We start from the raw sequence: 12,953 nt of genomic DNA on the forward strand, positions 1-12,953 counted from the left end.
GTTGAACGACGACCCCTCATCCTTCCAGCCCAGCTTCACCAGCGCGTCCCGCTCCTCGGTCTTCGCCACGTAATGATGAAGACCCGAATGACGGTTATACAAGCGATACACCGGAACAGCCGTATAAGAGGAAACCGCCGCCACCGCATTCGCCAGACCCGTGGGGATATCCGACAGGATATCGGTCCCCGGAGCCGCCAGAGTGACGCTTGCTCCGTAGTTGGAGGAACTCGACAGCTCCAGCATCCCCGTCGCCGAATCCCCAACCTTCTCCACGTTGGACACCGACACGACCCCGTCCAGCCTGTCCGGGGACTCCTTCTCCTGGTCGTCAGCAAGAATCTCGTCGATATCCGAACTGTCATTCCCCGCCGCGGCCACGACCACCATGCCCTGCTTCTGCGCATAGCCGAAGGCGCGCTCCTCCACCTCGAAGAATTGATCATGAGTGACCGAGGTGCCGATGTTCACGGCGAAGTTATGAGCCCCCTCCGTCGTCTCGGTGAGGAGACTGTCCCCTCACCGGAGGAGGTCGTGGCCGCTGTCGCGGAGGAGACAGGGGCAACGGCCATCGCCATCGCGACGATGCAGGACAACGCCGACATGGACACCGTCCGAATCGAAGAACGCCTGACGAATCCACCCATCTGCCACCGAGCGAATGCATTGACACATGGCATGACCCCCATCACGAAGACGCCCTCAGAATACCGTGGTCACCGTAAAGTTCCGCCGTTGCCCCGTCTAAAACTTCACTCTTTCCTTATGCCGACTTGGCGATCTGGTGAAGTCTCATCCCCGCGTCCTCTGATATGCCACACCCCTCGACCCCCACGAACCCCAGCCCCATCACCAGCGGCAGTAGCTGGAACATGGGCGTCGCATACCAGCACAGCACCACGGGCGAGGCATAGAGCGACAGCACCGTGAAGCCGACAAGCGACCAGGCGGCGAGCGCCATCCACCGGCGCCGGACCAGCAGATACAGTCCGGCAAGCATCGGCAGGAACGTCACCCACACCGCATAGGAGAAGGCCGGCCGGCGGATGATGCGCCGCAGCCTTTTTGCCACGGCTTTTTTCCACGCCGGCACCGTCGCGGTCGCATCCACCAGGTCTCCGAGCGCCGATTGCGCGGTGACGGGCCGCGTGACGAAGGTGTCCCAGCGCCGCATGTAGCCCGCGTCGAACAGGTATCGCGAACTCCACGGGAACATGATCGCGCCGTCCCCGCTCGGGTAGTACCAGCGGGAGTCCAGCGTGGCGTACGTCCGCACATAGGCCCGCGGATGATTCAGCCCGATCACCACCCAGGCCTTCAGCGCCCGGAGCTTCGCCGGCAGCGCGTCCTGGGGGCGCACCGTCCAGGAGGTGGCGTCAGACCGCTCGTCGTCATAGCGGCTCCCCGCCTGGTCGACGTTCATGAAGGCTCTGAGCTCCGCCCGGTCCGACGCGGTGATGTCCTGCGGCTCCTCGGCCTGGATGCGCGCCACAGGCAGCATGATGACGCCGAACACGTCCCTGTCGAGCGACACATGCGCATGCGTGGAAACCGTGACCATGGGCGCCCACACCCCCTGCGCGAGCAGCACGGCCCCCAGCAGGCAGCAGATGGCGCGACGACGATGCGAGGAGCATGCCAGGACCATCGCAACGCCGGCGAGCAGCACGACGACAAGCATCGTCCTCTTGCTCGCAACGGCAAGAAACGCCAATGCGACCAAAGCCACGCACAGACGATGATCCGCCAGCGCACGCCCGCGGGTGAGACAGACCTCGGCAATGATCACCGCAAGCGGAACGAGAAACACGGTGTTCAACGAATCCTTCGACATCGTCACCGCGCCGCCCACGACGCCGTAGAACACCGCCGAATACAGCAGTCCGGCCGCTTCCGCGAGTCGAGGAAGACCTCGGCTGCGCAGCCAGCACAGCACCAGGACGAGGTTGGCGGCCATCAGCACCATCTGAACGCCCACATAGATCGCCAGACCCCAGGCGAGGCTTCCCAGAACCCCTCCCAGCCTCCAGAACAGCCCGAACACCAGGGTGTCGAACAGCGGATGCTGCGTGTAGAACTCGTGGTATCCGGAGGACTGCATGAACTGGGCGATGGTGTCGTCGCGCATCACCCCCGGCCAGCAGAACAGATACCAGGGCGTCCAGCATGCGAGCAGCAGAAGCGCATACGGAGCAAGCCGGCGCCTGAGGACGGCGCGCAGCGGGACTCGGTCCCGGCCGCGCAGCAGACCGCGGATGACCGCAAGCACATGAGTTCGAAAACCGTTGGAGAACGAGACGCCTGAGACCGGGACATCCGGGAGCACGCCATCGGCGGTCGCCGCTCCGGAGAGGTCACGGCCTGACGAACCGGTCGATGACCGGAGCATCTTCCCTGACGCCGCATCCCACCAGACGCCCATTGCCAGGGACGCGAGCATCGTGACGACGGTGAATCCGATGGCCTCCGACGACGCCCGTGAGACGCTGGTATGCAAACCATCCGCAAGGAAACGCGCCCCGAAGGTCACGGCGAACGTCAGAAGACCGATGATGCAGGGAACGACGACCAGCGATACGACGGAAACCTGCTTATGCCGTCCGGGCAGGGCCACGGGTCCATCCTCCACGGTCAACCTCCCGCGTCATGGTCCGGCACCGAACCCCATACGCCGAACGCTCCACCAATCTAGACCCGTTCCATCCCGGCGTCATCCTCCGGCATCACCTCCTCCTGCCGTCAATCCGGCATCACCATCACCGCATCACGCGAACCTCCGCATCCCTCCTCCCTCCGATTCCCGATGACATGACACGCCTTCCCCCGAACCGGGAGCCGGAGGAGAACCGGCGGACGATCGCGACCTCATAGCCATAAGACGAAACCCGATACGCCATACGACTGCGGTATTCTTCGCAGGTCATCATCCGCAGAGAGCAGCAGACCCGAGGAGCAGCAAACATGGCGATCCGTCACGGGAACGACGCCTCCGGCCCGCTCAACGACCTCTCTCGAAAAACCCGCGACAGCCAAGGAGGAATGGATGTCCATCGACTACGCCCGGACGCCTTCACGACGCGACGATGAGCGCACCGTCGCCGGCCGGCGACGCCCGATGCGACGGGCGGACCGGGAAGTCACCGATCCGGCGCGCATCGGCGAGATCATCGCCGCCTGCCGCATCATCCACGTCGCCTACGCCGACGCCGAAGGGCTGACCATCGTCCCCGTGAACTTCGGATTCGACGGATCCGTGGCGGCCGCGGCTTCGGGGTCCCCGGCCGTGGCACCTCCCGTCGAAGCCGAGGCACCTTCCGACGGCGTCCCCGGCCTCGTCTTCTACATGCATTCGGCACTGCGCGGACGGAAGATCGACGCCCTGCACGCGTCCGGCAACGCCCTCCCCGTCGCCTTCGAGATGGAGACGGACTGCTCCGTCGTCGAAGGACGCACGCCCTGCGCCTGGGGTGAGGCCTTCGCCTCGATCGTGGGAACGGGAACGGCGTCCATCGTCGACGACCCCGAGGAATGCCGGCACGGCCTGGCGCTCATCATGGAGCTCCAGGCGGGCATGCATGTCGACTTCACCGACAGGCAGGCGTCGACGGTGACGGTCTGGAAGATCGCGGCCAGCCATATGACGGCGAAGATACGTCCTCGACCGAGATGACGTCAGCGCCGATCCGCCGGAACCGCCAGCGACGGAATCCCGGAGGGCGCCACATAAACCTCGTCGCCCGCGTGGACGCCCGCCGCCGCATCATCCGAGGCCATCTGGACGGTCACTCGCACCGGGTCGGACGACTCGGGAAGATAGGCGTCGTCCGCGGCCACGAGGACGTCGAAGCGGACCAGAGCCCCAAGGAAATGCACGGCGGCCACCCGTCCCCGGGCGCCTGGTCGACGCGGGACGCTCCCCGCGTCGGCAACCATCTCGAGAGCCTCGGGCCGCACGAGAAGCTCGGCAGGTCCATGATTCGTCGACCCGGGCAGGAGGGGCACCCGCCGACCGAACGCCGATGCGAATCCCGCCTCGCAGACGCAGGGGATGCGGCTGGTCAGACCGACGAAGGTGGCCACGTATTCCGTCGCGGGTCGACGGTAAAGCCTCTCCGGTGCGTCGATCTGCTCGATCCGTCCGTGGTTCATGACGCCGATCCGGTCGGCGATGGCCAAGGCCTCCTCCTGGTCGTGGGTGACGAAAACCGTGGTCGTCCCCGTCTCCTTCTGGATGCGCCTGATCTCATCGCGCAGCTGGACGCGGACCTTCGCATCCAGCGCGGACAGCGGCTCATCGAGAAGAAGAACCCGCGGGGAGACCGCCAGGGCTCGCGCCAAGGCGACCCTCTGCTGCTGGCCGCCGGACATGCGCTGGGTGTAGCGGTCCGCCAGCTCGGAGAGTCCCACCAGCTCCAGCCTGCCCATCGCCAGCGAGCGGCGGTCGCGTTTGGCGATGCCGTGCGCCTCGAGACCGAATTCGACGTTCTCAAGAGCGGTCATATGGGGGAACAGCGAATACTGCTGGAAGACCATGGCCATGTTGCGGCGGTTGACGGGAACGCCCGTGACGTCATCGCCCGCGACAAGGATCCGACCGGCCTGGATGTCCTCCAGCCCCGCCAGCGAGCGCAGCGCCGTCGACTTGCCGCAGCCCGAGCCGCCAAGAAGCACGACGAGCTCCCCCGGATCGATATGAAGCGTGAAATCGTCCAGGGCCTTGACGGCGCTTCCCGGATATGTCTTGTCCACGTCGACCATGTCGATTCCGGCGGCCGTGGATGCCACGCCTCCGGACCCGGAGCCCGTCGTCGTCGTCCGTTCCTGCATGGGCCTAAGCCTCCCGATGTCTGCGGACCGCGTCCGCGATAAGGTCGACGGCGACGAGCAGCACCGCTCCGAAAAGAAGCGCGAGCAGGGACATCGCCGCGGACACCTGTGAATTCGACTGACCAAGCTGGAACAAAGCCACCTGCAGATTCATCCGTCCGAGCAAGGAGGCCACGGTGTACTCGCCGAGGACCACGGCCACGGAGATGAAGGACGCGGACAGAATCGACTGCCACAGATCCGGAATGACCACCCGGAGGAAGGTCCGTGGCCAGGACGCCCCCAGGGACCGGGCGGCCTCGCACAGGGTCGTCAGATCGGTCGAGGCGATCCCCACGGCGAGGGAGCGGAAAGCGAACGGCATGACGAGGATGACGTAGACGAAGCACAGCCAGATGGGATCGGTGTTCAGCACGTCCGCGGACAGCCATCGGTAGATCGGCCCGAGGCCCACGACCAGCACGATGGCGGGAATGGTCAGGGGCAGCGTGGCCACCCATTCGACGACCCGTTCCATCCGGCGCGACCTCAGATGAAGGACGACCATCGTCGGCAGAAGCAGGGCCAGCGTGATGGCCACCGTCACCACGCTCAGGGCGAGGGACGATCCGAGTCCCTCCCACAGCACGCCCAGATCCGTGCCCAGAGAATCGCCGTTGCCGGTGAAGATCGCCACCCATGACTCGAGGCCCCATCGTCCGGACAACGGCTGCCGGACCGTGAACAGCAGCATCGACAGCAGGGGGACGAGCAGGAACGCCAGAACGATGGTCAGCACGACGGTTTTGACGATCCTCTGCGCTCTCACCCTCCTGGCATGCAGCTGGGGCGGGCGGTCCGGACCCGTCCCCGCCCCCGTCGCGACCGGCGTCGCCCGGGGGATGGCGGACCGCGAATCGTCGGATGACAAGGTCACTGCCATCGTCCCAGTCTCCTTTCGAGGGCATGGCTGAGAGCCATGACGAGGGCGACGATGATGATCATCGCCAGGGCCAGCACCTGCGCCGCCCCCTGCTGGTCGGGGTCCATCTCGTTGCGCATGGCGCCCTGGATCATCAGGGGGACGAGGATCGACCTCTGGGTGAACAGGGCGGCGGCCGTGGCGAACGCCGAGAACGCGTTGGCGAACAACAGCAGCATGGAGGAGATGAAGCGGGGGGCGAGGATCGGGATCGCGATCCGCGTCCAGTACAGCCAGGAGCCGCCGCCGAGGCTCTCCGCCGCCTCACGCCACTGCGGCAGCATGGAATCCACGGCCGGCAGGAAGACGATGATCATCAGCGGTATCTGGAAATAGCAGTACACGACGATGATCCCCGGCAGCGAGCTGAGCCAGTTGGGATCCACCGTCATCCCGGTCAGCGCATGAAGCAGCATCGTCACCATGCCGTTGATGCCGATGGTGGCGATGAAGGCGAAGGCCAGCATGACCCCGCCGAACTGCGCCAGAACCGATGACAGGGCGACGATGATCCGGCGGAGAACCCCGTTCGGCCGGGCGCCGATGACCAGCGCGTACGCGGCGAACGCCCCCACGACGGCGCCGATGAGGGCGGAGGCGAGCGAGACCATCACGGACGTGCCGAAGGCCTCGACGGTATTGCGCTCCGTCAGCCTGGCGAAGTTCGCCAGAGTGAAGCCGCCCGAATCGTTCCGGAAGGCGCCGATGACCACGATGGCCGTGGGGATGATGAGGAAGCATGTCGTATAGGCGAGGAAGGGCAGCGCGACGGCGGCCGTGCCGATGGCCCTGCCGTGATGGCCGGAGAAGGGATGCGGGATGCCGTCAAGCGGCCGTGCGTCACGCGCACGGCCGCTTGGCGAGGCAGCCGACGGAATCGTCGTCATGGACACGCCTAGTCGCCGATCGTCGAATCCCAGTTCTTCTCCAGCCATGAGGTGATGCGGGTGGCGTCGTCGTTCGTGTAGGTGACGGCGTCGCCCTCCAGGACGGTGGAATCGGCGAGGATGTCCTTGTCCACCGTGCCATCCTTCTTCATGGCCGACAGAAGCACCGGGTTCGCCCCGCCCTTGAGCCACAGGTTCTGCGCCTGCGCCGAGTAGAGGAACTCCTCCCACAGACGGGCGGCGGCCGGATGGGGAGCGTCCTTGTTGATGGCCTGGTTGTAGTAGCTGACGACCTGGGCCTTCTTGAAGGTCTTGAACTCCCAGTCCACGCCCTTCTCCTTGAGCTCCTTCTGGTAGGAGGTCTGGTTGTACGTCCAGTCGAACACCACGCCCGTCTGGCCGGATTCGATGGTGCCGTCGGTCACGTCCACCTGGGTGAGGTTCCCGGCCGCCTTGAGCTTCTTGAAGAACGCGAGGCCCGGCTTGAGGTCGTCGACCGTTCCGCCGGACAGCTGGTTGGCCATGAGATACCCGTTGAAGGCGGCACCGGCCTCGGCGGGCTTGCCGTTGAGGGCCACGGTGCCGGCGAACTTGGAATCGAGCAGGTCGTCGAGGCTGCTGATGGTCCCGTACTTGTCCTTGTTCCAGCCGATGGACATGATGCCCGTGTAGTCGGCGTAGTAGCGGCCCTTCGAATCCTTCACCGAGCTGGGGATGGAGTCCCACGCCTTGACCTTGTAGGGCGCGAAGTAGTCGGTGCTGGTCGCCGCGACGGCCAGTCCGAGGTCGAAGACGTCGGGGGCCGAGCTGGTGCCCTTGTTGGTCTGAGCCGCCTGGATCTCCTCCTTCGAGGAGGCGTTGGCGTTCTGCTCGTTGACGGTGATCTTCGGATACTTCTTCTTGAACGCGGAGATGATCTCCCCGTAGTCGGCCCAGTCATGAGGCAGGGCGATGACGTTGAGAGACCCCTCCTCCTCCGCGGCCTTGACGAGGTCGGACATCGAGCCGAAGTCGGACAGCGAGGTGGCCGACGCCGCCTTGGTGGACGCGCTGGAGCCCGATCCGCTCGACGAACCCGAACCGCAGGAGGCCATGACGATCAGAAGAGCCGCGGCGAGGGAGCCGGCGGCGCACTTACGCAGGAGATGCATCGGATGATCCTTTCTCAATCCTCCGGATGGGGAGTCGCGGCCATGGATGACCGTGCTCCGCAACCAGGTGGAGATTAGAAGGTCGAATCAACGCGGGTCTGTCCCATGGATGAACGCGTGATGAATCCAGGAGCGGCGACGTGAACCGACGATGAACTCCCGGGGTCGGCATCGCCGCATCATCGGTCGCATCGTCATTGCGGCGATGGTCCCGCCCCATCCGCATATGCGCAGACCGCATCATTGCGCGCGCCGCGGAGACGGACGTCGCGGGCGAGAGGCTATTCCTCGACCTGCTTCGTCTGGCCGGGATGGATCATGTCGTGCTGGCCGTAGTACACCCAGCCCGCCTTCGGGCTGCCTCCCAGCAGCTGGGCGACGGTGACGAGGGTGTATCCCTTGGCGCGCAGCTGGCTGACGATGCCGGGCAGGGCCTCGGCCGTGCTCTGGTAGATGGAGTGCATGAGGACGATGGATCCGGCCCGGGCTCCGTCGACCACCCGCTTGGTGGTCGCCGCGGCGTTCCTGTTCTTCCAGTCCTCGGAATCGACGTTCCACAGTATGACGGCATCCCCGTTGGCCGCGGCCTGATCGCGCACGGTGTCGTTCCACGAGCCGTAGGGCGGACGCACCAGCCCCGGAAGGACGCCGCCCGCGTCGGTGATCGCCCTGTCGGTTTTCGTGAGCTGCGACGCGATCTTCCGCGCATCCAGGGTCGTGAGATCGGGATGCGTCCAGCTGTGGTTGCCGTCGAGGTTGCCGTCCTTCACGTCGCGGGCGATGACGGAGTCGTCCGATGACGTGATGGTGCTTCCGATCATGAAGAACGTGGCCTTGACCTTGAGCTTCTCCAGCTCGTCGCGGATCGTCGAATCCGAGGAGGAGTTCGGTCCGTCGTCGAAGGTGAGGGCGATGCAGGCGAGCCTGTCGCAGTCCACGCCGGAATGGTCGGTGATGGAGTCGTTCACGTCGGCGATGGTCTTCTCCAGAGCCGCGTACTGCTCGCGGCAGATGGCCGCAAGCGACGTCACGGTTCTGGACGCCGAGCTCCGCTCCGAGACGAGCAGCGACGCCCGGGCGATCGCATCGGACAGCGCGGTGCGGGTGGCCTCGTCGGAGACGTTCCCCCTGGAGGATTCGAAAAGCGTCGTCGCCGAGGCGACCAGCGTAGCCAGGTCGTTCTGCGCATCGGACAGCGTCCTGGCGTCACGGCTCACGGTCACGGCCTTCGCCGCCGCGGCCAGGTCGCGTGCCGACGCCCGTGCCCGCGTCGACGATCGGTCGGCCGCGCGGGCGCGGGCGCGCAGCACGCCGGGCGTGACCCTCCCCGTGCAGCCCGGCTGTCCGCCCGCGAGCCGCACGGAGGACAGACGGCTGTCAGACAGGGTCTTCCCCAGCGCCGTGACGACGGAACCGTCCCCGACCTCCTCCGTCGTGACGGTCGAGGCGGACGCCGCCGCCGTCAACGCGCGGCGGTACGCCGCGACCGCCGAATCACGACGGGAGATCGCCGATTCGCAGTCGGCCTGGGCCGCGGCATACCTGACATGCATCCACGACAGGGCGCCGAGAACGAGTGCGACGACGCACACCGCGCACACCAGGATGATCGGCCATCGCCGGCGACGGAAGCGCACCGACGCCAGGACCTCAAGACCCTCGTCCTGATCCTCGCCGGGTCCGGACATCCCCTCCGGCATCCCGTCCGGGCTCTCGTCACCGGCACCCTTCGTCCCAGCCATATCCCCTCTATCAGCTTCTCGAACTCGTCGTCGTCGCTCCTAGGCTATCCCCATCCCCTGTTCCGACGGATCGCACATCCACGGCCGCGAACGCCCGGAACGACGCCGATCTGACGCTCGAAGCACCACGGCCACGACACGCGGATGCGTCTCGACGTGAGGGAAGGCGAGGAGGACCCGCTACAGCCTCATCACGGCGGCACCCGCGAGCACGACGAGAACGCCGACCAGACGTCTGGGCCCCACGGGCCTGCGGGGCGAGCCGAAGAGCCCGAACTGGTCCACGGCCATGCTTCCCGCAAGCTGTCCGACCATGACGACGACCACCGTCAGGCCCGTTCCCAGAATCGGAGAGAGCAGCGCGTTGCCATAGACGAACAGGGCCCCGAGCAGACCGCCGCTCCAGAACCACCAGCGCCGCCTGACGCGTTCCCCTGTCTCGGCGGGAGCCGATGTCCTCCGCGCGATGCGCCATATCCCCTCCGCGCCGACGAGCAGGGCGAGAAGGGCGGTGCCCGAGACGAAGGACACCACGGAGGCGCGGACCGCCGACCCCATGCGGATGCCGAGCTCGCCGTTGGCCGCCGTCTGCATGGCGCTCAGGGTTCCGAGCAGCACTCCGACGACGCTCCAGAGGACGAGGCCGGCCGACCTGCCGGCCACGGCGCGTGAGCTCCCGCCATCCGATGGTCCGGTCATGCCTCCGAGCGCCTCGTCGCCGGCATCATCGGATGCGGCGGCTCCGCGCGGATCCCTCGACAGGTCCACGGAGGAATCCCCGTCCCCGCGCGGGCCCGGAGCTCCGGCGGCGACGGCCATGACCATGCCCGCGGCGGCGAGCACGGTGCCGGCGACCAGCCTCCAGGTCAGGGCGCGGACGGGCAGACCGAACAGACCCAGCACGTCGATGACGTCTCCCATGAGGATCTGGCCGAGAATCGGCAGGATAACCGTCCTCACGCCTCCCAGATGCGGGAAAAGCACGATGTTCCCGGTGAGGAACGCGACGCCCAGCACCCCGCCGATCCATACCCACCAGGGCTGCGAGGTGAGAAGGCCCCGGGACAGGCCGAATCCCTCTCCCGTCAGCAGCAGGACGGCCATCAGGGCGACGGTCCCCACGGCGAAGGACGCCAGGGAGGACCGCATCGGCGATCCCAGGGCGGCGCGAAGCCGGGAGTTGATGGCGGTCTGCATGGGCAGACCGGCACCGATGACGACGGCGACGAGAACAGGCAGCATAGGACCTCGGTTCGGACCCGGTGCGGGACGCAGCGACCCGCGGCGCGGTCATTCTACCGAGGGCGGTCGAACCCGGTCCGGCTCCGCGGTCCTTATACGCTCAGGGCATGTCCCAAGGCCCCCCAGGATCGGAACAGAGACAGGGACGGACGACGTTCCCGCATGTGGGCATGCCCGTCAGGACGACCTCGTCACGCTGGTTCCGGCACGTCCGTATCGACGCTGACGCGCCGCGTGACGCGATGACCCATGGCCGCGTACATGACGCCTTGTGGACCGTCGATGAAAGCCAGTTCGGTCGCCTCACGGTCCCGGGGGAAACGCACGGCGAAGAAGCCCTCCCTCGTGCGTCGGATGGGAACGGAGACCCTCACGCCGGCGTCGCCGTCATCCGGGTCGGGCTCGAACACCCCCGTCAGCCCGCTGAGGCCTCCCGGAATCATCCGGAATTCGGTCTCGAAGCGGCTGTAGGTTCCGGCGACACGACGCGCCTCATCGACGCTTATCGGCTCGTCGCTGACATGCAGGACGAGAGGAACCCCGATGCCGGCGTCCTTCGCCAGGGAGGAGACGAGGTCCGCAGCCATCTCCGATCCGCCCTGCGAATTGGCGAGGACAGCCATGATGACGCGTCTCCTCGGGAAGACGACGATCTTCGCCCTCTGCCCTTCAGTGGCGCCTCCATGGCCGTACGCGGGCTCATCGCCCCAATTGGGAAGCTGCCATCCCAGGCCCCAGCCGACGTTCTCGACGCCCTGATCGCGAAGACTGACGGTTTCGGTCGTCATGGCCTGGCACGCCTCCTCGGACAGAAGCCTGACGCCGTTGGGCGCGAGGCCTCCGGCAAGGAACAGGGAGGCGAACGCCAGAAGATCGCCCATCGACGCGGACACCGAACCGCAGGGACCGGAGCAGCGGGGAAGCTGCCAGATGGGGGACGGCTTCACCGGAGCCGGGAACACGGGCCGGTCGGCCGGGATGGCACGGATATGGCCGAGGGCAGCTGAGAAGCGGATGACGTCCTCCGGAAGAGTCCATGTGCGCCCCAGCCCGGCCGGGCGGGCGATATGGTCCCGCAGCGCCTGGTCCCAGGTGGTTCCACGCAGCTTCTCGACGATACGCCCCAGCACAACGAAGGCTCCGTTCGAGTAGCTCAGCGGACCTCCCAGCGGAGTGCGCGCAGGAAATCCTCCGATGTAGCGTACGTAGCGCCCGACGCAGTCGTCCCCGCGGCCCAGGTCGGGGAAGGCGTCCCCCTCGATGCCGCTCGTGTGGTTCATGAGCTGGCGGACCGTGCATCCGGCGGTGTTCTCCGGCGAGTCGCGGATGGAGAACTCCGGAAGAAGATCATGGACCTTCGCGTCGAGCGACAGACGCCCCTCGTCGACCAGCTGCATGGCGAGCACCGTGGTCCAGATCTTGCTGATCGATCCGATCTGGAACAGCGTGTCCTCAAGGACGGGATATCCCGTATCCGTGTTCGTCACGCCCGCACAGGCCATGTCATAGCGCAGACGCCCCCTCGCATCGGGCGCGACGACGCCGATCTGCGCGCCCGGCACGCCGTCGTCGCGGATGGCCGACGACAGCCGGCTTCCCAGCTCGTCATGCCCGATGAGAACGTCGCCGCTCCGCTCGAGATGTCCCCGGTCCTGTTCCATCGTCATTCCTCATGCTCCTTCATCGTTCCCGTCACCGTTCCGTTGCGACGCCCCTCGCCAAACGGCGCCGGAACCCCATCCCCTCTCGTTCACGTCCATTCGGAAAGCACCCGGAGAATCCGGGGAATCCGATGGGCGGACTCCAGAGAGGACGCGGGAACGCGCTCGTCTACGCCGGCCTTCGCATCCTCGGGCATGAGGGTGACCCTGCAGCCCGCCGTGAGCGTCGTCGGCACGGTCGATGGACGAAAGGCCCCGCGGACCGGGGAAACCATCGGCTGCGGGACCTCGCACGGAATCCGCGCTCATGCCGGCAGCCTTCCGGCGAGCGCGGCCGCGGCCACCGCCCGGATCGCCTCATGGGCGGCCTGCTCCTCGTACCCTCGCGTGCACACGGCTAGGACGAGCAGCCCATCCGTGTCCGGATCGCCGATGAAGGCCACGTCATGCTCGATGCCCGTCACCGAGCCCGACTTGGAACC

General features: G+C 66.6%; 10 protein-coding genes. 1 reads left to right on the forward strand and 9 read right to left on the reverse strand.

From position 1 onward, the window contains the following. Window positions 1–471 (reverse strand): S8 family serine peptidase (locus RWX87_RS05610; RefSeq protein ID WP_314688450.1); only part of this gene is annotated, 471 nt, incomplete at its 3' end. Window positions 472–763: 292 nt separating this feature from the next. After that, complete coding sequence (locus tag RWX87_RS05615; protein ID WP_314688452.1) at window positions 764–2,614, reverse strand: DUF6020 family protein; 1,851 nt, start codon at window positions 2,612–2,614, stop codon at window positions 764–766. 429 nt (window positions 2,615–3,043) lie between these two features. On the opposite strand from RWX87_RS05615, the gene RWX87_RS05620 reads away from it, so the two are divergent. After that, window positions 3,044–3,670, forward strand: a complete 627-nt coding sequence (locus RWX87_RS05620) for a pyridoxamine 5'-phosphate oxidase family protein (protein WP_314688454.1) — start codon at window positions 3,044–3,046, stop codon at window positions 3,668–3,670. A 2-nt stretch (window positions 3,671–3,672) separates the two neighbouring features. Here the strand turns inward: RWX87_RS05620 and RWX87_RS05625 are convergent, their stop codons facing one another. From RWX87_RS05625 to RWX87_RS05655, 7 genes are all read right to left on the reverse strand, one after another. Continuing rightward, complete coding sequence (locus tag RWX87_RS05625; protein WP_314688456.1) at window positions 3,673–4,827, reverse strand: ABC transporter ATP-binding protein; 1,155 nt, start codon at window positions 4,825–4,827, stop codon at window positions 3,673–3,675. A 4-nt stretch (window positions 4,828–4,831) separates the two neighbouring features. Continuing rightward, a complete protein-coding gene (locus RWX87_RS05630; RefSeq protein ID WP_314688458.1) occupies window positions 4,832–5,749 on the reverse strand; it encodes an ABC transporter permease subunit in 918 nt (305 codons plus the stop codon). Then, window positions 5,740–6,675 (reverse strand): ABC transporter permease subunit, encoded by a 936-nt coding sequence (locus RWX87_RS05635; protein WP_314688460.1) that lies wholly within the window; start codon window positions 6,673–6,675, stop codon window positions 5,740–5,742. The genes RWX87_RS05630 and RWX87_RS05635 overlap by 10 nt, the downstream gene beginning before the upstream one ends. Before the next feature lie 8 nt (window positions 6,676–6,683). Next, the gene (locus RWX87_RS05640; RefSeq protein WP_314688462.1) at window positions 6,684–7,826 is read right to left on the reverse strand and encodes an ABC transporter substrate-binding protein; all 1,143 of its coding nucleotides are present in this window, start codon (window positions 7,824–7,826) and stop codon (window positions 6,684–6,686) included. A 281-nt stretch (window positions 7,827–8,107) separates the two neighbouring features. After that, on the reverse strand, window positions 8,108–9,568 hold the full coding sequence (locus RWX87_RS05645) for a polysaccharide deacetylase family protein (protein WP_314688464.1): 1,461 nt from the start codon (window positions 9,566–9,568) through the stop codon (window positions 8,108–8,110). 180 nt (window positions 9,569–9,748) lie between these two features. Then, window positions 9,749–10,810: a DMT family transporter gene (locus RWX87_RS05650; protein ID WP_314688465.1), complete on the reverse strand. Its 1,062-nt coding sequence runs from the start codon at window positions 10,808–10,810 to the stop codon at window positions 9,749–9,751. A gap of 191 nt (window positions 10,811–11,001) precedes the next feature. After that, window positions 11,002–12,477 (reverse strand): serine hydrolase domain-containing protein, encoded by a 1,476-nt coding sequence (locus RWX87_RS05655; protein ID WP_314688467.1) that lies wholly within the window; start codon window positions 12,475–12,477, stop codon window positions 11,002–11,004. Window positions 12,478–12,953 lie beyond the last annotated feature (476 nt).

Source organism: uncultured Bifidobacterium sp. (assembly GCF_963540075.1).
Classification (GTDB): domain Bacteria; phylum Actinomycetota; class Actinomycetes; order Actinomycetales; family Bifidobacteriaceae; genus Bifidobacterium.

Coding starts and splice junctions, on each gene's coding strand:
- RWX87_RS05655 (WP_314688467.1), bottom strand. CDS start 12,477: ATGACGATGGAACAGGACCGGGGACATCTCGAGCGGAGCGGCGACGTT.
- RWX87_RS05635 (WP_314688460.1), bottom strand. CDS start 6,675: ATGACGACGATTCCGTCGGCTGCCTCGCCAAGCGGCCGTGCGCGTGAC.
- RWX87_RS05650 (WP_314688465.1), bottom strand. CDS start 10,810: ATGCTGCCTGTTCTCGTCGCCGTCGTCATCGGTGCCGGTCTGCCCATG.
- RWX87_RS05620 (WP_314688454.1), top strand. CDS start 3,044: ATGTCCATCGACTACGCCCGGACGCCTTCACGACGCGACGATGAGCGC.
- RWX87_RS05630 (WP_314688458.1), bottom strand. CDS start 5,749: ATGGCAGTGACCTTGTCATCCGACGATTCGCGGTCCGCCATCCCCCGG.
- RWX87_RS05645 (WP_314688464.1), bottom strand. CDS start 9,568: ATGGCTGGGACGAAGGGTGCCGGTGACGAGAGCCCGGACGGGATGCCG.
- RWX87_RS05625 (WP_314688456.1), bottom strand. CDS start 4,827: ATGCAGGAACGGACGACGACGACGGGCTCCGGGTCCGGAGGCGTGGCA.
- RWX87_RS05640 (WP_314688462.1), bottom strand. CDS start 7,826: ATGCATCTCCTGCGTAAGTGCGCCGCCGGCTCCCTCGCCGCGGCTCTT.